This window comes from Mycobacterium helveticum (assembly GCF_007714205.1).
GTDB lineage: Bacteria > Actinomycetota > Actinomycetes > Mycobacteriales > Mycobacteriaceae > Mycobacterium > Mycobacterium helveticum.
In genome coordinates, this window is record NZ_VMQU01000084.1 from 1 (window position 1) to 24,288 (window position 24,288).

The window sequence follows — 24,288 nt, forward strand, 5'->3', positions numbered from 1 at the left end:
GAACCACGAAGTCATCGGCGTAGCGCACCAGGCGATACGTCGCGCCTCCGCGCTGGCGGTGGCTCCTGCGGGACGACCCGCCCCGGTGGGCCGCCCATTGGGCATCGAAGTGGTCATCGATGACCGACAGGGCGATATTGGCCAGCAGCGGCGAGAGGATGCCGCCCTGGGGAGTTCCGGTGTAGGTGTCATGTGTGTCGCCGTCAGTGTCGAGCACTCCGGCCTTCAGGAATGCCTTCACCAATCCCAGGGTGCGTTTATCGCCGATTCGGCCGCGTACCCGCTGCAGCAGGGCATTGTGGTCGATTTCGTCGAAACACGCTGCGATGTCGGCTTCGAATACCCACTCATAACCACGGTGAGCGAACATCCGAATGTCCTCGATCGCGTCCTGGGCCCGTCGCCCCGGCCGGAATCCGTAACTGGAATCGGAGAAATCCGATTCGAATATCGGTTCCAGCACCAGCTTCAGCGACGCCTGCACCACCCGATCGGCCACGGTCGGGATACCTAGCTTGCGGACCTTGCCGCTGGCTTTGGGTATCTCGACGCGCCGCACCGGTACCGGCCGAAAAGCGCCGGAACGCAACGCTTCCCGCAACTGTTCGAGGAACCCGGCGACACCGTCGGCGCTAGCCTCGATGCCCCGCGCGGTGCGTTGATCGATCCCCGCACTGCGGGCACCGGTATTCTCCCGGACCCGTGTCCACGCCACCGCGAGGAAACACGGATCCGCCACGAGGTTAAACAGATCATCAAACCGACGACCACGATCAGCCGTCGCCCAGCAGTGCAGTTTGGTCTGCATCCTCAGTACCCGCTGAGCCGCCACGGACGGCAACTCCAGCGCGGCACCGATATTCATCGGCGCATCTTCTGACATTGCACTCTCCTGTTCTGCTGTCCTACTGCCGCCCTTCCCGATGTGACCGGCTTTCCCGGCCTCGCAGTACTACGGCGGCTCCGCCCCATCCCGGTGCCCTCGGTGGGCATCGACACCTACCCGCCGCACCCCTGGCCGGGATGCGGGAAGGGAAGCACCCGAATGGTTCCCGTGTTCACGCGTATCCGATTGGTGAGGCCGGCACCCAGCTTTGCCCCGATGACCCCGGCAGGTACGCCACAGACAATTCCCCACCGGCAGCTGCCCGCCCCTGGTTGAGACGAACAGCGGACGCGTCCGATACATCACTTCCGCGTGCGCCACAACACCGGTCCGATATCCGCCAGGTTTGCAGACCGGTTCCACCTAACGAGGGTTCCGACACTGGTTCCTCACGTATGCCCTCTCACCTTGCTCACCACGCGCCGCCTCATCTGGCAGTACTGACACGCCGTGGCTTTGTCAGGGCCGCTTGCCGCCGAATCCCTCTCGATCCCTGCAGAATTCAGCTGCCCTCAGCTTTCATCCGGCCGCTGTGACGGCCGAACATCGGAGGTCTCTCACCTCCGATCGGAATACACGCGCCTCACGGCGCACGTGCCGGATGTGGTGGGCGTGCAGGCCGCGGGTGGCCCCGCAGCCGGGCACCGCGCAGCTGCGGTGGCGGTGCTCGAGGGCGCGGCGCAGCCGCCGGTTGATGGTGCGGGTGGTGCGGCCCGCGCCGAGGAGCCGGCCGTCGCGTTCAAACCACACCTCGCAGGTGGCATCACAGCTCAGGTACCGGCGTTCGGCGTCGGTGAGCGCCGGACCCAGGTGCAGCGCGCCCGCCCCCTGGGCCATATCGAGGTGGAGCACCACGGTGGTGTGCTGCCCGTGCGGGCGCCGGGCCGCCTCGGCGTCCCAGCCGGCCTCGACCAGACGCACAAACGCCTCCAGGGTGCCCGGCATCGGCGGGGCGGCGTGCGGGGCGCCCGCGCCGCCCTGGGCGCGGTCGTGTTTCCACTCGGCGATCAACGCGTCCCGGTGGGCGGCCAGCGCGGCCTCGAACTTGGCCGCCTCGGGATGCCCCAACCGGATCCGCCAACAGCTGAACTGCTCATCGGAGGTCTTGGTGATCGAGGGCGCCGGCCCGGGCCGCGGGCCGGGGTCGGGTCGCGGTTCGAGACCGACCGCGGTGCGCAACTGGCTGACCGTGGCGTGACGCGCCAACCCCGCGTAGTGCTCATCGGAGCCCGCCCCGGCGCGCGCGGCGATCACCCCGACCTGATCCAGCGACAACCGGCCCTCCCGCAGGCCCTGGGCGCAGCGCGGAAACTCCTGCACCCGGCGCGCCACCGCGGTCAACGTGTGGGCGTTGGTCGAGGACACACCGAGTTTCCAGGCCACCAACGCCGCCACCGACCGCGCCCCGGTGGACCCGCACAACTCCTCGCGCTCGATCTCGGCGACGATGTCCACCAGGCGCCCGTCGATGGCGTTGCGCTGACCCGCCAACTCCGCCAACTCCGCCAACTCCTCAAACAACACCTCCAGGCGCTGGTCAGCACCCCTCACCCCAGAACCCAACAACGCGCTCACCGACATAACCCCATCATCACAGCAAGCACCGACAAGTCCCGGACACCCAATCCACCCCCGGGCGCGACCAAGGCGGTCGTCACGATGCGCGGTCCAGCCACCCACGCATCAGCGCCCGCTCGGCAGGACTGGGGACGGCCAGTGCGTCGTCGTCGGCCCGGACGCGCAGTGCGGCCGCCGCGTACTTCGTGCGCAGGGTTCCCGACGCCGTTGAGGATTGCGGCGGCCAGCGCGCGCCAGCCGGCCTCCGCAAGCTCCAGTCCCCACCGCATCGCGTCGCGCGGCACGTCAGTGAAGCAGGGGGAGTGCTCAGTTTGGTTCGATTCGCGCCACGTGATCCTAGGCGGCGGCGAGCCGTTGTCGTTCGCAAGGCCATGCGCTGTCGTCGGTGCCGCGTGCGGTGCGCAGCCAGGCCAGGGTGGCGTGCCGGACAATCGCGACGCGCTCCGGGCTCTCATCGGTCGGTCGCGCCCGGGCTGAGCCGGTAGCCGTCGATGAACCAGTCCGGCCCGCGCACACCGAGTGGGGTCTGGTCGTGGTCGCCGGCAACCACCAAGCTCGGCGTTGTCAGAGCCGCGAAATCGGATCCGCGCAGCGGCTGTCGCACTGGCTGTCAGGAGTCGGCGATCTCGGCGAACAGTGCTGCGGCGCGAGCGATGATCGCGCGGTCTTCGGCGCCCAGGGCGTCGAGCCGTTCGTCGAGCCAGGCGTTGCGCTGCGCCTTGGCGGCGCGGGCAATTTCGTCGCCGTCCGCGGTAGCGCTGAAGAGTACTTTTCGCCGGTCTTTCGGGTCGCGGGAGCGTACGGCGTAGCCGGCCGAGGTGAGGCGATTCACGGTCTGGCTCATCGAGGCCGGGGAGACGCGGTCGTACTCGCTGAGTTCGGTGAGGGTTTGCGGCCCGTGCTTGTGCAGGTGGGTGAGCACGGCAAGCGCCGCGTCGCCGAGACTGCCCTCGAGGCGCTCGCTGCGGAAGCGGCGGTAGAGGCGCCCGACGGCGGAGCGCACCTGCGCGCCCAGGTCGGCCTCGTCGGGCCCGGTGGTTGCGTTCGTCTCCATTGCTCATTAATATACCTAAAGAGTACTTCATATACCTAAACAAATCTCCCTGATGCGTCCGCAATCCCGTGTGATGTCCGAGGACGCTCGCGGCAAGCCGTCTGTAAGCCCTTCCCGCCTCGACCGAGGAGTCGAAATCTTGCCCACAAACCCCCTGGGAGTGGCACTGCGCAACCGGCGCGCCGGCCAGCACGCGCTCTTGTGGGCCCGCCCCGGCCTGAACGCTCCGGAGAACTTCACACTGACCAGTCCCGCCTTCGAGCATGGTGCGCCGATACCGGACAAGCACCGAGGCCGGCTGTTCGGCGCGAACATCTCGCCCGCGCTTCACTGGACGCAGCCGCCGCCCGGCACCGTCGAGTTGGCGCTCGTCGTCCAAGATCCCGACGTCCCTGTCGGCAAGCCGGCCACCCACGCGCTCACCGTGGGCGTCGACCCGTCGCTGCGCGGCATCCCGGAGAACGGCCTGGCCAACCCCAGCCCGATACCGGGCATCCGGCACGGCAAGGGTGCGCTCGGTCGCCGCGGCTGGGCCGGTCCCCTGCCGATGCGGTCACACGGACCCCACATCTACGTATTCCAGCTCTTCGCCCTCGACCAGCCCTGCGGGCTGGCGGCCGGCTTCACCGTTGAGCAGGCCGCTGCCGTCATCGCGGGTCACGCCCTCGGGCGCGCCCGACTCGACGGGACACACGAAATCCGCTGACCCAGCACGGCCCCATGGCCGTTGCGGGCCAACACATTCCACAAGGAGCACCTATGACTGCCAACAGACATGACGGGGACACCTGGGATTTGGCCTCCAGCGTCGGCGCGACCGCGACGATGGTCGCGGTGGCCCGGGCCCGCGCGACCCGCGCCGATCACGGGCTCGTCAACGACCCGTTTGCCGAACCGCTCGTCCGGGCGGTAGGGGTGGACCTGCTGACCCGGCTGGCGACCGGCGAACTGAACCCCGACGACTTGACCGACGCGCCCGACGGCCCAACAGCGTCCACCGAATCCGCCGGGCTGGCCCACAACATCGACCAGGTGTTGATCGACGCCGCCACCGTGCGCACCAAGTTCTACGACGAGTTCTTCCTGGACGCGACGAACGCGGGCGTCGGGCAGGTCGTAATCCTGGCCGCGGGGCTGGATTCCCGCGCCTACCGCCTGGCGTGGCCCACCGGGACCGCGGTCTACGAGGTCGACCAGCCACGGGTCATCGAATTCAAAACCCGCACACTGGCCGAGCTGGGCGCCACACCCACCGCCGAGCGTCGTGCGGTTGCGGTCGATCTGCGCGACGACTGGCCCACCGCACTGCGCACCGCCGGGTTCGACCCCGCCCGGCCGACCGCGTGGAGCGCCGAGGGCCTGCTGGGCTATCTGCCGCCGGAAGCCCAGGATCGACTGCTGGACACCGTCACCGAACTCAGCGCGCCCGGCAGCCGGCTCGCCACCGAGAGCACCCCCAACCCGCAGCCGGGCGACGCAGACAAGATGGAAGACAAGATGAAAGAACACATGCGCCGCATCTCCGAACGCTGGGGCGCCCACAGTTTCGATCCCGACATGGCCGCCCTCGTCTACTTCGGTGAACGCAACGAAGCCGCCCCGTACCTGAGCGAACGCGGCTGGGCGCTCAACGGTGCCAGCATCCGAGAGCTGTTCGCGGCCAACGGGCTTGCACCCATAGCGGACGACGACATCGGCCTGGGCGACACGCTGTTCGTCAGCGGGACCCTCGAGAGGGCCACGACGTGAGCCGTCAGTTCAGGGCGGCCAGCGCCGTCGCCGGGTCGTAACCGGTGAACCCGTCGAGGGCGCCGTTGCGCAGGCGGTTCACCCAGCCCGGGTCGGCGAGCAGCGCGCGCCCGATGGCCGCGATGTCGAACTCACCGGCGTCGAACTGCTCGACCAGGCGGTCCACCGGCGCGGGCCGGATCACCTGGCCCCGCTTCTCGCTGCGGAACTGCGTTTCCAACCCCACGGAACCGACGGCGATCACCGGCAGCCCGGTGACCTTCTTGGCCCACCCGGCAAGGCTCAACTCGCCGTCGTAGCCGGGGAACGCGGGCAGGTAATGCCTGCGGGTCGAGGGGTGGAGCATGTCCACCCCCGCCTCGGCCAGCGGGCAGAGCAACTCCTGCAACTGGGTAGGGTCGTCGGCGATCGTGGCCGTGTAGTCGGTGCCCTTCCACTGCGAGAAGCGGAAGACGATCGGATAGTCCGGGCCGACCGCGGCGCGGACCGCGGCAACCACCTCGGCCGGGAAGCGGGTGCGCGCGGACAGCGATCCGCCGTACCCGTCGGTCCGCAGATTGGTTCGCTCCCAGAAGAATTCGTCCAGCAGGTAGCCGTGGGCGCCGTGGATCTCGACGGCGTCGAAGCCGAGGTCCCGCGCGGTGACGGCGCCCTCGGCGTACAGTTGCGCGACCCGCGGCAGCTCGTCGGTTTCGAGTGCGCGGCCCTTCGGCCGGCCGAGCCCGTCGACGCCCGACGGGCTGACCGGGACAACGCCGTCGACGTCGTCGCGCTGGGCGCCCTGGTGCCACAGCTGGGCGGCGATCGTGGCGCCCTCGCCGTGGACGGCGTCCACGACGCGCCGCCACCCGGCCAGGACGTCGTCGCCGGCGATCGTCGGGACGGCGTACGGGTAGCCCGCGGCCGGGTCGGGCAACCGGATTCCCTCGGTGATGATCAGACCGACGCCGCCGGCGGCGCGGCGCCGGTAATACTCGGCGACGTCGGCGCCCGGAATTCCGCCCGGCGAGGCCTGCCGGGTCATCGGCGCCATCGCGAACCGGTTCGGCACGGTCAGCGAGCGTACGGTCAACGGCTGAAAAAGCTCATGTTGCGCCACGAACCGCTCCAACGCGTCCCTGTGCCCGCCTATTCCGGCGCCGGGCGACCGACCGTCACCGGTTGACGCCGCCGCGGGGGACGGGTTCGCACCAGCGTCGGCCACCAGAACCACGGGCCCAGGAGCCTGACGATGCACGGCACGACGAACGACCGCACGATCAGCGTGTCGAGCAGCAGGCCGATGCACACGGTGGACCCCAACTGCCCGATCGTTCGCAAATCGCTGGTGAGCATCGCCAGCATGGTGAACGCGAACACCAGGCCCGCCGACGTGACCACACCTCCGGTGCTGCCGAGAGCGCGGATCAGACCGGTGTGCAACCCGGCGCCGATCTCTTCTTTGATTCGGACGATCAGCAGCAGGTTGTAGTCCGAGCCCACCGCCACCAGGATGATGAACGTGAGCGGCAACACCAGCCAGTGCAGGTGCAGACCGATGAGGTGCTGCCAGACGAGTATGGACAGTCCGAATGCCCCGGCGTAGGAGAACGCCACCGTGCCGGGAATGACCAAGGCCGCCACCAGGCTTCGGGTGAGGAACATCATGATCAAAAAGATCAGGATGAACGCGGCGATCGCCGCGATCATCAGATCGGATGTGGCGTATTCCTTGATGTCCTTGTCGTTGGACCCCGAACCGCCGATGTAGATGCGCGCGCCGGCCAACGAGGTCTCTTTGAGGATCGTGGTGATGGCCGTCGGGAACTTCTCGACATGTTGCACGCCTTCGGGGCCCATCGCGTTGCCCTCGTGGGTGACGATGAACCGGGCGGCTTTTCCGTCCGGTGACATCATCAGCTTGATACCGGTTTTGACGTCCTCGTTGTCGAACCCTTCGTGGGGGATGTAGAAGTAGTCGTCGCTGCGCGACTTGTCGAAGTCGTTGCCGACGTTGATCGAGTCATCGAATGTCTGCGCGGTTTGCAGGGCTTGCAGATCGGCGGACCCGTAGCTGTTGACCAACTTGGCCCGGAGCGCCTCGGTGTCGTCGGCTGTGGCTTTGAGCTGGGCGATGATCTGCGGGAAGGCCTTGTCGACCTCTTCGAGGGAGACTTTGGCGTTCCCGATGTCTTCGGCCAGCTTGTCGATGTTGTCGAGTGCTTCGAACAGCGATCTGAACGTCCAGCAAATGGGAATGTCGAAACAGTGCCGCTCCCAATAGAAGTAGCTCTTGACCGGTCGGAAGAAGTCGTCGACGTTGGAGGTTTCCTGATTCAACTCGTCGCTGATCCTTTGCAGATCCTCGACGGTGAGCACCGTTTGGTGCAGTTCGTCGGACACCCTCTGGAAGAACCCGATCTCCTTGCGCAGGACTTCCACGGAGTGCGCCTGGATATCCGCCTGTTGATCGGTGTTGGAGTTCTGTTCGATGTTGAACGGGAGCTGTTGACCGTTGCCGCTGCCCTGTGTGGTGAACAGGTAAGGAATGCTCGCGTGCTCGAGGGGCCGGCCCAAAGGCCTGGTGATGCTCTGCACCATCGCCACACCGGGAAGGCGGATGAGCGCTTTGGCCACCCGGTCCAGTGAGATGAAATCGGCAGAGTTGCGCATGTCGTGGTCGGTCTCGACCATCAGCATCTCGGAGAACAATTTGCTCTTCGGGAAATGCCGATCGGCGGCGGCGAAGCCGAGGTTGGCCGGGGAATTGTGCGGCTGGTATTGGCGATCGTCGTAGTTCTGCCGGTAGGTCGGCACGAAGATCGCCCCGATCATGACGACGGCCGAACTGGCCGCCAGGATCGGCACCGGCCAGCGCACCACGCTCGCGGCGATGCGCCGATACAGGTGTGCCTTCACCTTGTGTTTGGGATCGAACAGCCCGAGCAGGCTTCCCACGGTCAACAGGGCCGGGCCCAGCGTCATCGCCGCCGTGATGGTGAACAGCATCGTGATCGCCACTGCCGGACCCATGGTGTGGAAGTAGTTCAGCCGTGCGAAAGTCAGGCAATAGGACGCGCCCGCGATCGTCAGCCCCGAGCCGATGATGATTGGTGCCACGCTCCGGTACGCGGTGTAGAAGGCGTCCTCCCGGCTTTCGCCGGCTTGCCGTGCCTCGTGATAGCGGCCCATCAAGAAGATGCCGTAGTCCGTTCCCGCGCCCAGCGTCAGTGCGACGACGATGTTCACCGCGAACGACGAGAGTTCGATGTACCCCAGGTGGCCCAGGGTGGCGGTAATCCCTTTGGCGACCAACATTTCGATCAGGACTCCCAGCAAGGGCACCAAGAGCACGGAGGGGGCCCGGTACACCAGCAGCAGCATCACCACGATGAGGATGATCGTGACGATCGTGATGTTGTTCAGGCTGTTGTTCGCAATGCTGACCGTGTCGGAGGCCAGGGGAGCCGCGCCGCTGACGTAGACCTTGAGGCCCGGCGGCGGGGTGTCTTTGGCGACGATGTCGCGCACGGCGGCCACGGACTGGTTGGATTCGATCTGGCCGATGTCACCGGCCAGACGCAACAGCACGTAGGCGGCCTTGCCGTCGAGGCTCTGCGCCCCGGCTGCGGTGAACGGTTTGCCCCAGAGGTTCATCACGTATTGCACGTGCTGTTTGTCGCCCTCGAGGCGGCGCATCAGCCCGTCGTAGTACTCGTGGTCGGCAACGGCCAGCGGCCGGTTGGCCTCGAACACGATCATGGTCAGGTTCGTCGAGTTGGATTCGTGGAATTTTTCGCCGATGTGCAGCAGGGCTCGCTGGGAGGGTGCGTAGTGCGGCACCATCGGTCCGGCGAGTTCTTCTGCGACGCGTTCCACTTGGGGCATAAAGGTGTTCGTCGTGACCGCGACAAGACCCCAAAAGAGGATGATCGGTATCGCGAAGGCACGCACCAGTCGCGGGATGAGGGGCCGTTTGACGGGGGCGTCGTCCAAGCGGTGCTCACTCATGCCGATTTCACCCGGCATTCGACGTCCGCGTCCTGATGGTGACTGACCTGTTCATCGCGCACCACGCCGTCCACCAGCATCCGGCAGCCGACGTGAACGCCGTGAACGTGCACCGAGACACTGCCGGACACCACCGTGAGCGTCGTTGTCTCCGTGTGCGACCACGGCAACGTCGTGACATCGACCGGGTGGGGATGTCCGTCGATGTCGATGTAGACGAGTTCTCCGCCCGTCCCGGCGGATCCGAACACCTCATAGGTGAGCCGTTTGGGGTTGAACTCCTCGGGCGCCTGCGGCCCGTTGACGGTGATGACCGGCGGCGGAGCGGAGAACTGATGCACCTTCCACATGCCCAGCGCGCCCACACCGATCGCGACCACGGCGACCAGCGGCATCCACGCCCGCGCCAGGACGGTCCTGCCGACTGACGAACGCGGCTTCACTCGACCACCTTTCGGGCTACCGCGCCGGGCCGCGCCTGCTCGCCTCGCCCGCGGCGTCCTGCCGGGCCGGCAAGACCCACCCATGTATCAGACAGATTTACCTAGAGGGTGTAGGGACACTATCAGTTTGTGGACGTTAGCGTCTACTGCAGGCGCCTCTGCAGCCGCGCGCTGGCGCGCAGCCGGATGGCGAGGTTCGTGGAGGTGAGCATCGGGATCACCCCGAGGAATGTCCGTTCGGAGGGCGTGGCCCCATGCAGGTGTTCGAGGCTGCCGAACACGTAGAAGCAGCCCAGCATGAACAGCGTGGCGGGGATGCAGAGGGCCATCAGGGAGCCGCGGTCGGCGACGATCTGCTTGGCATAGTCCAGCTCCTCCCGCGACATCGGCTCGCGCTTGCGCACCTTGTCCAACACCGCTTTGGCGCTGCCGATCTCCTCGCTGATCGGCAACGTCGTCCGGGCGCCCAGCCGCTTGACGAACACGGTGGCAACCGAGGCGAACACCAGCACCAGTGTCAGGGAGATCAGTGTGAGACCAGCCCATAAACCCACATTCATCGGTCACTCCTTTGCTTGGCCATCCGTCGAGCGGGGTAACGGTTCGGGCACGGTTGGGTCATCCCGTGTCACGTCGTACGGTACCGCGGCTGCGGTGGTTGACAATGCGGGACATGACGCAGTTGCGGGAGCCCGACGTTGGCGCGTGAATTCTCGCGGCAGACGTTTCTGCGGGCGGCCGCCGGAGCGCTGGCCGCGGGGACGGTGCTGGGCCCGGGTCGCGCCATGGCCGACCCGAAAACCTCGGGCTGGAGCGGCCTTTCGTCCGTCATCGGCGGCCAGGTGGTGCTGCCGGATCAGGGTTCCCAGTTCGCAACGGCCAAGCAGGTTTTCAACACCAACTACAACGACGCGATGCCTGCGGCGGTCGTCGTCCCGACCTCGGCCGCCGACGTGCAGAAGGCGATGGCCTTCGCCGCGGCGCACCACCTCAAGGTCGCCCCGCGCGGGGGCGGGCATTCCTATGTGGGGGCGTCGGCGGCCAACGGCACCATGGTGCTCGACCTGCGGCAGCTGCCCGGCGGCATCAACTACGACGCGGCCAGCGGGCACGTCACGGTGACGCCGGCGACCGGTCTGTATGCGATGCACGAGGCGCTGGCCGGGGCGGGCCGCGGTGTGCCGACGGGTACCTGCCCGACGGTCGGTGCCGCGGGCCACGCCCTGGGCGGCGGCCTGGGCGCCGATTCGCGGCACGCGGGCCTGCTGTGCGACCAGCTGACGTCGGCGTCGGTGGTGCTGCCCGGCGGCCAGGCGGTCACCGCGTCGGCCACCAACAACCCCGACCTGTTCTGGGGGTTGCGCGGCGGCGGTGGCGGCAACTTCGGGGCGGTCACCTCGCTGACCTTCGCCACGTTTCCCACCGGGGACGTGGACGCCGTGAACCTGAATTTCCCGCCGGAGTCGTTCGCGCAGGTTCTCCTCGGTTGGCAGAACTGGCTGCGCACCGCCGACCGGAACAGTTGGGCGCTGGCCGATGCCACCGTCGACCCGATGGGCACCCACTGCCGGATCCTCGCGACCTGCCCGGCCGGGTCGGGTGCCGGCGTGCAGCGCGCCATCGTCTCGGCCGTCGGGGTGCAACCGACCGGAATCGAGACCCACACGTTCAACCGCATGGAGCTGGTGCGGTACCTGGCCGTCGGGAACCTCAACCCGGCACCGCTGGGGTATGTCGGCGGATCCGACGTCCTGCCGCTCGTCAACGCGGGCGCCGCGCAGGGAATCGCTGCGGCGGTCAACGCCTTTCCCCGCGGGGCGGGTCGCATGCTGGCGATCATGCACGCCCTCGACGGCGCCCTGGCGACCGTGGCGCCGGGTGCCACGGCCTTTCCGTGGCGGCGCCAGTACGCGCTGGTGCAGTGGTACGTCGAAACGTCCGGGTCGCCGGCGGCGGCCACCGCCTGGCTCAACACGGCACACCAAGCGGTGCAACCGTATTCGGTCGGCGGCTACGTCAACTACCTCGAGTCCAACCAGCCGGCGTCGCGGTACTTCGGTTCGAATCTGTCGCGGCTCAGCGCCGTGCGCCAGAAGTACGATCCCGGCCGGGTCATGTTCTCCGGGTTGCCTGTCTGAGCGCCGGCGTCACGTTCGCGGGCCAAGGTGCCGGGCGGCGATCGCCTTCTTGTCGATCTTGCCGACGGGTGTCGTGGGCAGCGCCGCCATCTCGACCAGCATGTCCGGCCGCGCATGCGCGGCCACACCGCGACCGTCGAGGTAGGCGTTCAGCTCCGCCAGACCGATCGCCGGGCCATTGAAAACGACCGCGGCGCAGATCTTCTCGCCGAGCAATGGATCGGGCAGCGCAACGGCCGCGGCCGCGCACACCGCCGGGTGGCTCAGCAGCGGTTCCTCGATGTCCGCGGCGGCGATGGTCTCGCCGCCGCGGCAGATCACGTCTTTGACCCGTCCGGTGACCATGAGGTGGCCGTCGTCGACCAACCGGACCAGGTCGCCACTGCGGTAGAAGCCCTCGGGATCGAAGCAGCGCTCGTTGTCGCGCTCGGCACGCAAGTAGCCGTTGATCGTGTACGGCCCCCGCACCAGCAGTTCACCCTCGTCGCCGGGTGCCACCGGTTCGCCCGCGGCGTCGACGATGCGCAGTTCGTCGTCCGCGCACAGCGGCCGGCCCTGGGTGCGGTCGACGACATCGGGCGGATCGTCGAGCCGGGTGAAGTTCAGCAGTCCCTCGGCCATCCCGAACACCTGCTGCAGGCCCGGGGTCAGCGTCGTGCGCAGCAGGCGGGCGTCCTGCGGGTCCAGCCGGGACCCGCCCACCTGCAGGAGCCGCAGTGAATTCGGCGGCTCTGGCTCCCAGTCGCAGGCCCGGGCCCACAGCGTGGCCAGGGCCGGCACCAGCGCGGTGACGGTCACACGATGGCGGGCGATGGCGGCGAAAGCGGCCTCGGGGCTGGGGTCGGCGGCGAAGACGGTGGTGGCGCCGACCGTCATCGCGCCGAGCAGGCCCGGGCACGCCAACGGGAAGTTGTGCGCGGCGGGCAGCACGACGAGGTACACGTCGTCGCCGGTCAGTCGGCACAGTCTCGCGCTCGCGGTGGCGTTGTAGAGGTAGTCATCGTGGGTGCGGGGGATCAGCTTCGGGGCGCCGGTGGTTCCGCCCGACACGAGCACCAGCGCGGGCGCGGCCGGATCGCTCGCCACCCGCGGCGCGGCACCGTGGGGCAGGGCCGACCACGCGGTGAAGGGGCCGGGGTCGCCGTCGACGATCACGTGGCGCAGCCCGGGAGCCAGGGCGACCAGTTCCCGGGCCATCGCACGGTGGTCGAAACCGGCCGCGGTGTCGGCGACGATCAGTCCCACCGCGCCGCTGACCTCGGTGAAGCGGCGCAGTTCGGCCAGCCGGTGCCCGGTCAGGCACAGTACGGGGATCGCCCCGGCGCGCAGCAGGCCGAACAGTGCGACGGCGAACCGGGCCGTGTTGGGCAGTTGCAGCAGCACCCGGTCGGACGGCGCGATGCCGAGCGCGGCGAAGGCCGCGGCGGCCCGGTCGGCCAGCTCGTCCAGTTCGGCGTAGGTGTGGCCGCCGCCGGGGCCGGCCGCGTCCACGACGGCGACGCGGTCGGGCCACGTCGCCGCGGCGTGCCGCAACACCGAGTCCAGGGGGCGGCCGGCCCAGTGGCCGGCCGCCCGGTAACGAGCCGCGCGTTCGGGCGGGAAGGGAACGAAGCCGTCCAGCGGCGGCCGGGAAGGGTCAGGTGGCACTCGGCAACTCCCTCGGGGGCGGGCATGTCCCGCCGGTCGAACATAGGGTAGCGTACACAAAGTTAGGGCAGCCTGGGCTAAGCCGATCGACGGAGGTGGCGCGGTGAACGCGCGATGAGCGACACGCTTGCGATCGTCGGGGCCGGCGCGAAGGCGGTGGCGGTGGCCGCGAAGGCGGCGGTGCTGCGCGAGCTGGGCGTCGAGGTGCCCGACGTCGTTGCCGTCGAACGCTCCGGGGTGGCCGCCAACTGGCGGGCCGGCGGGGGCTGGACCGACGGCCGACAGCGGCTGGGCACCAGCCCCGAGAAGGACATCGGCTTCCCCTACCGGTCCGCTCTGGTGCCCGGCACCGAGGTCGACGAACGGATGATGCGGTTCAGCTGGCAGTCGTACCTGATTGCCACCGACCAGTTCGTGGGCTGGGTCGACCGGGGCAGGCCGGCGCCCACCCACGAGACGTGGGCCGGCTATCTGCGTTGGGTCGCCGCCGTGGTGGGCTTGAAAGTCGTTGACGGAGAGGTGGTCCGGATTTCCGTCGACGACGCGCGCTGGGTGCTGCACACCCGCGGGTCGAGCCTGTCCGCCGGCACGCTGATGGTGACCGGGCCCGGGCAACCCGACAGGTCGATGCTCTCGGGTGATCCGCGGGTGCTCTCGATCGCGCAGTTCTGGCAGCGCGCCGGGCAACACGAGCGCATCGTGGCCGACAACGTCGCGGTCATCGGCGGGGGAGAGACCGCCGCGTCGATTCTCAACGAGCTTTTCCACCATCGGGTTTCGGCCATCACGGCCATCTCGCCGCAGGCGACCCTGTTCACCCGCGGCGAGGGCTTCTTCGAGAACTCGCTGTTCTCCGACCCGGCCGGCTGGCGCAGCCTGAGCCAGGCCGAGCGGCGCGACTGCATCGCGCGTACCGATCGCGGGGTGTTCTCCGCACGGGTCCAGGAATCCCTGCTGGCCGACGAGCGCATCACCCATCAACGCGGGCGCGTCGCCCGCGTGGTCGATCGCGACGATCGGATCTGGATCACGCTGCGCACCGACAACTGCGGTGAGCCGCTCGAGACGCTGCACCGGTTCGAACTCGTCATCGACGGATCCGGCGCCGACCCGGTGTGGTTCCTGCCGCTGCTGTGCCCGGCCGCCCGGGCCGCGCTCGAGCTCGGGCTGGGCGGGCCGGTGACCCTCGAGGCGCTGGAGGAGTCCATCGGCCCCGACCTGGCGGTTGCGGGCGTCACCCCGAAGCTGTTGTTGCCCAACCTGTCCGGCGTCAACGAGGGCCCGGGTTTTCCGAACCTGAGTTGCCTGGGGTTGCTGTCCGACCGCGTGCTGGGCGCCGAGATGGGAGCCACCGCGCCGTCCGGGGGGAGAACCGATGAGTACCAATCCGTTTGACGACGACGAGCTGGCGTTCTGCGTGCTGGTCAACGACGAGGAACAGCACAGCCTGTGGCCGGCGTTCAAGGATGTGCCGGCCGGCTGGCGCGTGGTGTTTGGTGCGGACAGCCGGGCGAACTGCCTGACCCACATCGAGAAGAGCTGGACCGACCTGCGTCCGGGAAGCCTGCGTGCGGCGATGAACCGGCGGTCAGCCGCTCAGCCGCCCCAGTAGATCGGCGACGGACGCCCCGCCGAGCAGGTCGGCCACGTCCACGTCACGGTCGAACTCGGCCTTGACACGACGGCGCAACTCCAACGCCTGCAGCGAATCCAGTCCCAGCGCGACCAACGGAGTCTCGGGGTCGATCGCCTCGGCACGATCGACCCCGATGGCGCGGGCCACCAGCGTCAGCAGGCGGTGCGGCGCCCGCGCCACGGTGACAGGTGCGGGCGCTTCGGTGATCTCGCGGGCCGGGGCATCCAGCTGGGACACCAGCGAGGCGCGCCCACAGGCGTCCAGCGCGGAGCGTGCCCGATCCAACGCGAACGCCGCGACGACGGCATTTCCGCCACGCCGGCTCATTCCCAGGGTCAGCGCGTCGGCCGAGGACATCGGGAGCAGCCCGGTCGGAGACAGCTTCGCGGTGCCCGACGAGCCGGGGTCGAAAGTGACCGCCCACTGCCCCCACTGCACGGATACGCAGTCCACGCCCTGCGCCCGAAGCCGGTGCGCCATCGCGTCGAGCATCCTGTTCGCCGCGGCATAGAGGATCAGGCCGCGGCCACCGACCGTCGCCGCGATCGAGGAGCACAGGACCACGCGGCAGTCGTCGGTGCGCGGGAAAGCCGCCAGCACGTGCGAAATGCCGACGACCTTGGCGCGCAACGCGTCGTCGGCCATCGCGGGGGTGATGTCCGCCAGTTCGGCACCCGAATACCGGACCGCGGCGTGGATCATCAGGTCCGTGGGCGCGTCCCGGTGTCGCTGCGCCAGTTCGGATACCGCCGCCTGGTCGCCGATGTCGCAACGCGCGACGTCGATGCGCGTCGATGTCGCCGACCTGATCTGTCGCAGGCGCTCCGCGACGGCGTCGGTCCGGCCCGACCTGCTGACCAGCGTGATGCGCCGTGCGCCACGGCGCGCGAAGTGGTCGCAGAATTCCAGCCCCAGCGTGCCGGCCCCCCCGACGAGGACCACATGTTCCCACGGCGGCCCATCGGGACCGGCGGCGGCCGGGTGCTCTTGGGTGACCCGCTTGGCGTACAGCGCGCCGTCGCGCAGCGCCAGCTCCGACTCGCCGGCGGTGTGCAGCGCGGCGACGATTGCGACGGCGGCCTCCGGTGACGCCGACCCGGCATCCAGGTCGAGGTGACGGAACCGCACGCCGGGATGTTCGGCGCCCAGGCAGCGGAAACCCGCGGCGGTGGCGGCGTGCACCGGATCGGGCGGCGTGCCGCCGGCGACCGGCTCGCCGCCCACCGTCACCAGCCAGCACTCGGTGGTCGCCGTGTCGATGCCCGGCCACCACGCGCGGCGGGAGAAGAAGCTCGCCACTGCCGCGGCGGCGGCGACGTCGTCGGGCTCCGGCGACTGCGGAAGCAATATCACGTAGGTATCGAAATCGCCTGCCGCCGTGCTTTGTTCGGGCCCGTCGAGCGTGCGCGCCGAAGCGCCGATGTCGCCGGCCGCACCGCACAGGGCGCCGGCCAGCTGCGCGCAGGCCCCGGTGTGGTCCACGATCCCGAAGGCGCGCGGCGGCCCCAGCGAGCGGTGCGAGAGCCGGACCCACCGTTCGGTGAGCAGCCGCGGCGCGGCGGTCGCCGGGGCGGGATCCGTCGCGTCGGGGCGGGGCGCCCGCCGGGTGCGCCGCGGCAGGACCTCGTCGTAGGGCAGCCACAGCGTCGACTCGTTCATCACCAGGTTGGGGAAGTCGGGCAACGGCCGCGGGGCGGGGCCGTCGGTCGCGGCGCGCAGGCACTCCCAGTCGTAATCCTGGTCGTGCACGGCCAGCAGTGCGAGGTTGCGGGTGAATTCGGTCAACTCGCCGGCCGCGCGCTCGGACGTGCCGACGACCATGGCCCCGCGCTCGTCGCCGGCGTCGGCGGCAGGGGTGCTCAAGGCCGCGAGGTTGTCCTGGATCGCCAGCTGCAGCGTGGGGTGTTCGGCCAGTTCGACGAACGTGTCGACGCCCCGCTCCAGCGCCGCCGCGATCGCCTTGTCGAATCGCACCGGGTTGCGCAGGTTCCAGCGCCAATATTCGTCGACCGGCAGGTCCGTGGTGATCCGGCCGCCGAGTGTGCTGCCGAAGCAGTCGATGTCGGTGTCCAGGAACGCGGGATTCGTCAATTCCTGGTGGGCGACGGCGGCCACCGTGTCGGCGAGTTCCTGGATCAGGATGGTGTGGGCCGGATACCGGACGCGGATGACGCGGGCGAAGGTTCCGCGCCCGGTGAACGTGTCGACGATGCCCTGCACGGTGTCGCGGTCGCCGGAGATCCCGACCATGTTGGGGGAGTTGACCACCGACAGCTGCGCCCACCCCGGGCAGCGCGCAAGGACGTCCTCGCAGGCATCGCGGCCGGTGGCGATGACGGCCATCGCGTAGTCGCCGGGGCCGAACTCGTCGGCCGCGCGGGCACGAACCCCGATGACGCGCGCGGCATCCGGCAGCGTCATGGCGCCGGAGACGTAGGCGGCCGCGATCTCGCCCTGGCTGTGCCCGATCGTGGCCCCCGGCGCGATCCCGAACGACCGCCACATCGCGGCCAACCCGGCCATCTGGGTGAACAGCGCGGGCTGCACCGTGCTCGCGCGGTCCGGCGCCGGGTCCTGCTGTCCCAGAAGATAATTCAACGGTGATTCGCCTGTCAGCGTGCGAAAGGCCGCGTCGCAGCGGTCCACCTCGTCGCGGAACGCGGGGACCGCTGCGTAGAACAGCCGGCCCATCCCGGGGCGCTGGCCGCCCTGCCCGGGAAAGACGTAGGCGAGCTTGCGCGCCCGGGCCGGCGTCTCGCCTCGCACCACCGCGGGGTGCGGCCGGTCATCGGCGACCGCCCGCAGCGCACCGGTCAACTCCTCGCGGGTGCCCACCATGGCCAGGGCCCGGTGTTTGCGCGCGGTGCGGGTGCGGAACAGCATCGCCGCGAGCTCCTGCGGCGTCACCGCGGAATGGTCTGTCGTGTAGCAGAGTACGGCCGCGGCTTCGGCGCGCAACGAGCCGGTCGCGTCGGCGGACAGCAGGACCGGGACGGTGCCGTCGGGGAGGCGGTAGGCCACGGGTGTCATCCCCACGGATCCACGGGCATCGCGACGAGGGCGTGCGCGTTGGCTCCGCCGGCGCCGAACGACGACACGGCGCCGTAGCGCAGGCCGTCGGTCGCCTCCCAGTCGTGCAGCTTGGCGGCCAGCCGCAGGCGGGTGAGATCCCAGTCCAGCATGGTGGTCGGGTTGTCGGCGAACAGCGTTGGCGGAACGGCGCCGTGCGCGCCGGCGAGCAGCAGCTTGATCAGGCCGAGGATCCCGGACGCCGCCTGCGGGTGCCCCAGGTTCGACTTGATCGAGCCGATCGGTGCGCTGCATCCGGCGGCGCCGTAGGTGGTGAACAACGCGAGCAGTTCCACGGGGTCCCCGGCGAGGGTTCCGGTGCCGTGACCTTCGATCATCCCCACGGCGGCCGGGTCGATGCGCGCCGCGTCGAGCGTCTTGCGGATGAGTTCTTCCTGCGCGCGCACCCGGGGCACCAGGATCGGCTTGCCCTTGCCGTTGTGGTTGGTGCGGATCGCCAGGATGCGTGCCAGGACCGGATGCCCGAGTCGGCGGGCCCGGGATTCGCGCTCCACCAGGACCATGCCCGCGCCCTCCCCCCACACGGTGCCGCTGGCGTCGCCGGAGTACGCGCGGCAATGGCCGTCCTCGGAAAGCGCGTTGAGCCTTGCGAACTCGTAGAACGCGCCCGGGGACCCCATGACGCACACCCCGCCGGCGAGCGCCCAGTCGCACTCGTCGGCCGCGACCGCCGTCGCGGCCAGGTGCACCGCGGTCAACGACGACGCGCACGCCGTGTCGATGCTGAGCGACGGGCCCGTCAGCCCGAGGCTGTGCGAGATGCGGGCGGCGCCGCCCAGCTGCCCCAGGCTGGCGATCCGGTGTCCGGTGTGTTCGTCGGCGACGGCCGCGCGGGGTCCGTACTCCATCGGCGACATCCCGACGAAGCAGCCGACGAATTCCCCGTCGAGCGCGGCGGGGTTGATCCCGGAGTTCTCCAGCGCCTTCCAGGCCACCCGCATCGCCACCCGCTGCTGCGGGTGCATGACGAGGGCCTCGCGGTGGGTGATGCCGAACAGGGCCGGGTCGAATCGCGTTGCACCGTCCAGGAATCCGCCCGCGTCGGGGACCGGGCCCCAGCCGTCGAGCTCCGACACCGAGAACAGGTCGTCCAGCGGCCAGCCGCGGTCGCGGGGGAAGGGTCCGATGAGTTCTTTGGCCTCGGCCAGCGCCGACCACAAGGCGGCGGGGCCCTCGATCCCGCCCGGCGCCTCGACCGCCATCCCCGAGATGACGATGGGGTCGCTGCTCACGGCGTCCGCCCGGCGTGCGAGGTCAGCAGCGCCGCGATCGCGTCGAGGTGCTGGTTCAGGTAGAAGTGCCCGCCGTCGAACATCGTGACCTTGACGGCGCCGGTGTGCTTGCCCCACCCGTACAGGTCGGCCAGCGTCACATACGGGTCCTGGTCTCCGCCCATGGCGTGAATCGGGGCCGCCACCTTGACGTCTTCGCCGCACGAGTAGGCGTCGAAGGCCCTGAAGTCGGCCTTGACCACCGGAAGCGTCAGCCGCATCAGGTCGCGGTCGGCCAGCACACCGGAGTCGGTGCCCTCGAGCGCCAGCAGGTGGTTGAGGAGTTCCTCGTCGTTCTCGGTCGGGTGCGACGGTTTGGCGGCGGCCCGAGATGGGGCGACGGTCGCCGAGACGTTGAGCTGGTTCACGCCGATGCCCGCGGTCTCCGCGAGCCGGACGAACTCGAAGGCGACCATGGCGCCCATGCTGTGGCCGAAGGCGACGATCGGGACCCCGCGGTTGTGCCCGCACGCCGAGAACTCGGCGAACGCTCCCGCGGCCATCTCCGGCAGCGTGGCGAGCGGGGCCTCGGCGGCGCGGTCCTGGCGTCCGGGGTACTGGAAGACGACGACGTCGAACGTCCTGCAGAGCGCTTTCGAGAACTGGCGGTAGGCCGACGCGCCGGCCCCGGCGTGGGGAAACACCAGCAGCGGCAGGCTGCCCGGCGACTCGGGCTCGTGGAACTGCCTGGCCCACCCCAGTGTGCGCGGCATGCGCTCCCACCTCTCGTTCTCGCCCCGGCACCCGGCCGCGCGAAGCATGCAACTTAGCGAAGGCTAACATAAGCTGCTGGGCGGATGGACGGGGTCCGGACCTGGCCGAACAGCGACGACGGAGAGGGTTGGAATTGATGCGCGTGGTGTCGTTCGGTTACCAGACCTGGGGATGCAGGACCCTGCAGGCGCTGATCGACCTGGACCACGACGTGGTCCTCGCCGTCACCCATCCCGCCAGCGAGCATTCCTACAAGGCGATCTGGTCGGAGTCGGTCGAGGAGCTCGCGCGTGCGCACGGCATCCCGGTGCACCTGACCGAGCGCGTCGACGCCGAGACCATCGACCTGGTCAAGCGCGCCGAGCCCGAGGTCATCGTGGTCAACAGCTGGTACACCCGGATGCCGCCCGAGCTGTACACCCTGCCGCCACACGGCACCCTGAACCTGCACGACTCGCTGCTGCCCAAGTTCACCGGGTTCTCCCCCGTGCTGTGGGCGCTGATCAGCGGCGAGACCGAGTTCGGGCTGACGGTGCACCGGATGGACGACGGCCTGGACACCGGCGACATCCTGATCCAGCACGCGCTGCCGATCGGGCCCACCGACACCGGCACCGACCTGGTGCTGCGCGGCCTGGACCTGATTCCGGGCGCGCTGCGCGACGCGCTGGCGGCCCTGGAGTCCGGGACCGCGGCGTGGCGGCCGCAGGACAAGGCCGAGCGCACCTACTTCCACAAGCGTTGCGAGCGCGACAGTCTGGTCGACTGGAGCTGGCCGGCCGCCGATCTGAAGCGGTTCGTGCGCGCGCTGTCTGACCCGTATCCGCGGGCGTTCACCGGCTACCGGGGTGAGCGCATCGAGATCGTCGAGGCGCGGGTGTCGGAGGGCCGGTACGGCGGCACGCCGGGCCGGGTGATCGTGCAGGAGGGCGGCGGTGTGGTGGTGTGCGGGCCGGAGGCGTTCCGGGGCGGCAACCGCGGACTGGTGATCACCCGGCTGCGGTGCGCCGACGGCCGAGAACGCCGCGGCGAGGAGTTCTTCCTGCGCGGGGGCTACCTGCACAACCCGACGGCATCCAACGGTTAGCGGGGCGAGCATGGCAGAGCATCCCAGGACCGTGCAGGAACGTCGTCGCGAGTTGCTGCGCCGACGCATCGCCGAAAGCGGGCTGGCCACAACCCGATCCGCCCGCCCGGACGCCGTGCGGGCGGGGGAGCGCCACCCCCTTTCGCCCGGGCAGCGACGGATGTGGTTCCTGCAGGCGATGGACGCCGACGACGTCACGCTCAACGTCTGCGTCGCCTACCGCCTGACGGGGCCGCTGGACGGGGAGCGGCTGCGTGCGGCCTTCGACGACCTGGTGGCCCGCCACACGATCCTGCGCACCGTGTACGGGGTGGACAGCGAGGGCGAACCGTATCAGGTGTTCTCCGACGACGTGGAGATCTCCTGGCCGACAGTCGATCTGACCGAGCTCTCCGAGGCCGAACGCGCGCGGCGGACCGCGGCCCTGGCGCGCGCCGAGTTCGGCCGGCCGTTCGACCTCACCACCGACCTGCCGCTGCGGACGACCCTGATCCACGGCGGGACCGACGAGTTCGTGCTGCTGTTCGTCGCGCACCACATCTGCTGGGACGACGACTGCTGGGCCGTCTTCGCCGCCGAGCTGAGCGCGGCCTACAACGGTGACCGCCGCCGCGGCGACGCGCCGCAGTTCGTGGCCGCCGGGGTGCTTCAGACCGCCGCCGAACCCACCGTCGCCGACGTCGGCTACTGGGCCGACACGCTGCGGCCGTCGCCGGAACCCCTGCCGCTTCCCGGCCTGGCCGCCACGAGTCCTTCGCGGGACGCCGAGCGCCGATCCCGGACCATGCCCGCCGAATTATTCGCCAGGGTAGAACAATTCGCCCACCGGCACGCTGCCACGCCGTTCATGGTCCTGCTGGCGGCCTTCGGGGTGCTGGTGCGCCGCTACACCGGCGCCCCGGATTTCCTGGTGTCCGTCCCGGTGACCGCGCGCGGGTCCGCCGCCCACGGCGCCCTCGGGTACTTCGGCAACACGCTGTTGCTGCGGATCACCGCGCGGCCGCAGGACACCTTCGTCTCGTTCGTCGACGCGGTCCGCGAAACCTGCCTCAACGGATTCGCGCACCAGGCCGTCGGCATCGACCGGGTCGTGCGCGAGGTGAACCCGGAGCGCATGGGGCACGACGGCATGGACCGCCTGGTCCGGCTGGGCTTTTCGTGGCGCAAGACCGCCAACGACTTCGCCCTGGACGGCGTCACCGTGCGCCAGCTCGAGCTGGGGGCGGTGACCGCGCACCTGCCGCTGGCCCTGGCGGTCGTGCTCGACCCGGACCGGGTGTCCGTCGAATTCGAATACCAGACCCGGCTGCGCGGTGAACTCGTCGAGAAGATGCTGGGGCACTACCTGCGGCTGCTGGACCATGCGCTGGCCGAGCCCGGGCGTCGCATCACCGGCATCGACATGCTCGGCCCCGCGCAGCGGGCCGCCGTCCTGGCGCAATCGCACGGCGAGCTCGTCGCGACGCCGGCCACCACGATGGTGGCGCTGCTGGAAGCGGCCGCCGACGCGGCACCCGAGGCCGTCGCGCTCGTCTCCGACGAGGAGCAGCTGACCTACGCCGGGCTGCATCGCCGCGCGAACCGGTTGGCGCGCCTGCTCGCTGCGCGGGGCTTCGGTCCCGAGGACCTCGTCGGCCTGCGCATGACGACGTCGATCGAGTTCGTCGTCGCGATGCTGGCCGTGCTGAAGGCCGGGGCGGCCTACCTGCCGATCGACCCCGCCTACCCCGACGAGCGCATCGACTACCTCGTCGCGGACGCCCGGCCGCGCACGGTCATCGGGCAGCCGGAGTTCGCCGCCGCCGAGCGCGACGCCGAGCCGCTCCCGGATGCCGCGCTGACCGACGCCGACCGGCTCGGCCCGTTGCACCCGGAGCATCTGGCGTATGTCATCTACACGTCCGGGTCCACCGGGCGGCCCAAGGGCGTGGCCGTGTCGCACCGGGCCATCGCCGAGCACGTCGACGGTTTCGTCGCCGAATGGAGCATGACCGCCGCCGACCGGCTGTTGCAGTCGTCGTCGGTGAGCTTCGACGCGTCGCTGCTGGACATCTTCGTCACGCTGACGCTGGGCGCGCGGCTGGTGGTGCCCAGGCCCGGGGCGTTCGGCGACCTCGACTACGTCGCGGACCTGATCGAGCGGCACCGCGTCACCGTGCTGCACATGGTCCCCTCGATGCTGAGCACCCTGCTGCTGCTGCCGCGGGCCGCCCAGTGGCGGGCGCTGCGGCACGTGCCGGTGGGCGGGGAGGCGCTGCCCGGTGAGGTGGCCGACAGATTCGCCGGCCACTTCGACGCGGAGCTGCGCAACCACTACGGCCCGACGGAGGCCGTGGTCTGCGCCACGCATCTGAAAGTCGAAGGCGCACAGGGCTCCCGCGTGGTCCCCATCGGCGTCCCGAACCGCAATGTGTACGCCTACGTGCTCGACGAGGAGCTGGCGCCGGTGCCCGCGCAGGTGATCGGCGAGCTCTACCTCGGCGGGGCGCAGCTGGCGCGCGGGTATCTGGGGCGCCCCGGGCTGACGGCGGAGCGCTTCGTCGCCGACCCGTTCGCCGCGGGGATGCGGATGTACCGGACGGGAGACCTGGTGCGGCGCAACCTGTCCGGGGAGCTGGAATTCGTCGGGCGGGCCGACGAGCAGGTCAAGGTGCGGGGCTACCGCATCGAGCTCGGCGAGGTCGAGTCCGTGATCGCCACCCACCCGGCGGTCCGGCACTGCCTCGTCGTCGCCGAGGACACCGAGGCCGGGCCGACGCTGGCCGCCTACCTGGTGCCCGCGGCCGGCGCGGGCCCGTCGGGCGGACCCGCCGGCGTGCGCATCGACGAGATCCGTGCGCACGCCGCGGCCACGCTGCCGGAGTACATGGTGCCCAGCGCATTCGGGGTGATCCCCGAGATCCCGCTGACGGTCAGCGGCAAACTGGACAGGCGGGCGCTGCCCCCACCCACCCCCGTTGCGCCGCGCCCCCCCCCGCCACCGGGGCCCGCGCTAGGCCGCCGGA

19 protein-coding genes are annotated in these 24,288 nt (G+C 69.9%); 7 read left to right on the forward strand and 12 right to left on the reverse strand.

Features of this window, described 5'->3' with window-relative positions; translation table 11 throughout:
* From FPZ47_RS18275 to FPZ47_RS18290, 4 genes are all read right to left on the reverse strand, one after another.
* Positions 1-865, reverse strand: an 865-nt coding sequence (locus FPZ47_RS18275) for a reverse transcriptase domain-containing protein (protein WP_246133644.1), incomplete at its 3' end; no start/stop codon positions are given.
* A 540-nt stretch (positions 866-1,405) separates the two neighbouring features.
* A complete protein-coding gene (locus FPZ47_RS18280) occupies positions 1,406-2,467 on the reverse strand; it encodes an HNH endonuclease signature motif containing protein (protein ID WP_145039528.1) in 1,062 nt (353 codons plus the stop codon).
* A gap of 73 nt (positions 2,468-2,540) precedes the next feature.
* Complete coding sequence (locus FPZ47_RS28445) at positions 2,541-2,714, reverse strand: hypothetical protein (RefSeq protein ID WP_168209491.1); 174 nt, start codon at positions 2,712-2,714, stop codon at positions 2,541-2,543.
* A 360-nt stretch (positions 2,715-3,074) separates the two neighbouring features.
* Positions 3,075-3,518, reverse strand: a complete 444-nt coding sequence (locus tag FPZ47_RS18290; protein WP_144954126.1) for a MarR family winged helix-turn-helix transcriptional regulator — start codon at positions 3,516-3,518, stop codon at positions 3,075-3,077.
* Between the two features lie 139 nt (positions 3,519-3,657).
* On the opposite strand from FPZ47_RS18290, the gene FPZ47_RS18295 reads away from it, so the two are divergent.
* Both FPZ47_RS18295 and FPZ47_RS18300 read left to right on the forward strand, forming a co-directional pair.
* Positions 3,658-4,224: a YbhB/YbcL family Raf kinase inhibitor-like protein gene (locus FPZ47_RS18295; protein ID WP_168209492.1), complete on the forward strand. Its 567-nt coding sequence runs from the start codon at positions 3,658-3,660 to the stop codon at positions 4,222-4,224.
* A 53-nt stretch (positions 4,225-4,277) separates the two neighbouring features.
* Positions 4,278-5,267: an SAM-dependent methyltransferase gene (locus tag FPZ47_RS18300; protein ID WP_144954132.1), complete on the forward strand. Its 990-nt coding sequence runs from the start codon at positions 4,278-4,280 to the stop codon at positions 5,265-5,267.
* 4 nt (positions 5,268-5,271) lie between these two features.
* On the opposite strand, the gene FPZ47_RS18305 is transcribed toward FPZ47_RS18300, so the two are convergent.
* The 4 genes from FPZ47_RS18305 to FPZ47_RS18320 form a co-directional block, all read right to left on the reverse strand.
* Positions 5,272-6,366 (reverse strand): NADH:flavin oxidoreductase, encoded by a 1,095-nt coding sequence (locus FPZ47_RS18305; protein ID WP_144954136.1) that lies wholly within the window; start codon positions 6,364-6,366, stop codon positions 5,272-5,274.
* 29 nt (positions 6,367-6,395) lie between these two features.
* Positions 6,396-9,257, reverse strand: a complete 2,862-nt coding sequence (locus FPZ47_RS18310; RefSeq protein WP_168209493.1) for an MMPL/RND family transporter — start codon at positions 9,255-9,257, stop codon at positions 6,396-6,398.
* Positions 9,254-9,652, reverse strand: a complete 399-nt coding sequence (locus FPZ47_RS18315; RefSeq protein WP_144954166.1) for an MmpS family transport accessory protein — start codon at positions 9,650-9,652, stop codon at positions 9,254-9,256. The genes FPZ47_RS18310 and FPZ47_RS18315 overlap by 4 nt, the downstream gene beginning before the upstream one ends.
* A 191-nt stretch (positions 9,653-9,843) precedes the next feature.
* Positions 9,844-10,260, reverse strand: a complete 417-nt coding sequence (locus tag FPZ47_RS18320; protein WP_144954142.1) for a hypothetical protein — start codon at positions 10,258-10,260, stop codon at positions 9,844-9,846.
* 138 nt (positions 10,261-10,398) lie between these two features.
* Between FPZ47_RS18320 and FPZ47_RS18325 the strand changes: the two genes are divergently transcribed.
* Entirely contained in the window at positions 10,399-11,838 is a 1,440-nt protein-coding gene (locus tag FPZ47_RS18325) for an FAD-binding oxidoreductase (RefSeq protein ID WP_144954145.1), read from the forward strand.
* A 9-nt stretch (positions 11,839-11,847) separates the two neighbouring features.
* Here the strand turns inward: FPZ47_RS18325 and FPZ47_RS18330 are convergent, their stop codons facing one another.
* Positions 11,848-13,485 (reverse strand): (2,3-dihydroxybenzoyl)adenylate synthase, encoded by a 1,638-nt coding sequence (locus FPZ47_RS18330; protein WP_246133490.1) that lies wholly within the window; start codon positions 13,483-13,485, stop codon positions 11,848-11,850.
* 114 nt (positions 13,486-13,599) lie between these two features.
* On the opposite strand from FPZ47_RS18330, the gene mbtG reads away from it, so the two are divergent.
* Complete coding sequence (gene mbtG / locus FPZ47_RS18335) at positions 13,600-14,880, forward strand: NADPH-dependent L-lysine N(6)-monooxygenase MbtG (protein ID WP_144954148.1); 1,281 nt, start codon at positions 13,600-13,602, stop codon at positions 14,878-14,880.
* Positions 14,861-15,097 (forward strand): MbtH family protein, encoded by a 237-nt coding sequence (locus FPZ47_RS18340; protein WP_144954151.1) that lies wholly within the window; start codon positions 14,861-14,863, stop codon positions 15,095-15,097. Before mbtG ends, FPZ47_RS18340 begins: the two co-directional genes overlap by 20 nt.
* Here the strand turns inward: FPZ47_RS18340 and nbtC are convergent.
* Genes nbtC through FPZ47_RS18355 form a run of 3 tightly spaced genes read right to left on the reverse strand, consistent with a single transcriptional unit; the run spans position 15,074 to position 20,195 of the window.
* A complete protein-coding gene (gene nbtC, locus FPZ47_RS18345) occupies positions 15,074-18,151 on the reverse strand; it encodes a nocobactin polyketide synthase NbtC (RefSeq protein WP_144954154.1) in 3,078 nt (1,025 codons plus the stop codon). The two genes, FPZ47_RS18340 and nbtC, sit on opposite strands and share 24 nt — an antisense overlap.
* On the reverse strand, positions 18,148-19,443 hold the full coding sequence (locus tag FPZ47_RS18350; protein ID WP_281291877.1) for a beta-ketoacyl [acyl carrier protein] synthase domain-containing protein: 1,296 nt from the start codon (positions 19,441-19,443) through the stop codon (positions 18,148-18,150). The genes nbtC and FPZ47_RS18350 overlap by 4 nt, the downstream gene beginning before the upstream one ends.
* Positions 19,440-20,195 (reverse strand): thioesterase II family protein, encoded by a 756-nt coding sequence (locus FPZ47_RS18355; RefSeq protein ID WP_144954157.1) that lies wholly within the window; start codon positions 20,193-20,195, stop codon positions 19,440-19,442. The genes FPZ47_RS18350 and FPZ47_RS18355 overlap by 4 nt, the downstream gene beginning before the upstream one ends.
* A 137-nt stretch (positions 20,196-20,332) precedes the next feature.
* Between FPZ47_RS18355 and FPZ47_RS18360 the strand changes: the two genes are divergently transcribed.
* Entirely contained in the window at positions 20,333-21,283 is a 951-nt protein-coding gene (locus tag FPZ47_RS18360) for a methionyl-tRNA formyltransferase (protein ID WP_144954160.1), read from the forward strand.
* A 10-nt stretch (positions 21,284-21,293) separates the two neighbouring features.
* On the forward strand, positions 21,294-24,288 hold a 2,995-nt coding region (locus tag FPZ47_RS18365), incomplete at its 3' end, for a non-ribosomal peptide synthetase (protein WP_145039531.1).

Bases quoted from the DNA above. Each gene is read 5' to 3' on its own strand.
- FPZ47_RS18310 (WP_168209493.1), bottom strand. From the start codon at position 9,257: ATGAGTGAGCACCGCTTGGACGACGCCCCCGTCAAACGGCCCCTCATC.
- FPZ47_RS18340 (WP_144954151.1), top strand. From the start codon at position 14,861: ATGAGTACCAATCCGTTTGACGACGACGAGCTGGCGTTCTGCGTGCTG.
- FPZ47_RS18290 (WP_144954126.1), bottom strand. From the start codon at position 3,518: ATGGAGACGAACGCAACCACCGGGCCCGACGAGGCCGACCTGGGCGCG.
- FPZ47_RS18320 (WP_144954142.1), bottom strand. From the start codon at position 10,260: ATGAATGTGGGTTTATGGGCTGGTCTCACACTGATCTCCCTGACACTG.
- mbtG (WP_144954148.1), top strand. From the start codon at position 13,600: ATGAGCGACACGCTTGCGATCGTCGGGGCCGGCGCGAAGGCGGTGGCG.
- nbtC (WP_144954154.1), bottom strand. From the start codon at position 18,151: ATGACACCCGTGGCCTACCGCCTCCCCGACGGCACCGTCCCGGTCCTG.
- FPZ47_RS18360 (WP_144954160.1), top strand. From the start codon at position 20,333: ATGCGCGTGGTGTCGTTCGGTTACCAGACCTGGGGATGCAGGACCCTG.
- FPZ47_RS18355 (WP_144954157.1), bottom strand. From the start codon at position 20,195: ATGCCGCGCACACTGGGGTGGGCCAGGCAGTTCCACGAGCCCGAGTCG.
- FPZ47_RS18315 (WP_144954166.1), bottom strand. From the start codon at position 9,652: ATGCCGCTGGTCGCCGTGGTCGCGATCGGTGTGGGCGCGCTGGGCATG.
- FPZ47_RS18300 (WP_144954132.1), top strand. From the start codon at position 4,278: ATGACTGCCAACAGACATGACGGGGACACCTGGGATTTGGCCTCCAGC.
- FPZ47_RS18280 (WP_145039528.1), bottom strand. From the start codon at position 2,467: ATGTCGGTGAGCGCGTTGTTGGGTTCTGGGGTGAGGGGTGCTGACCAG.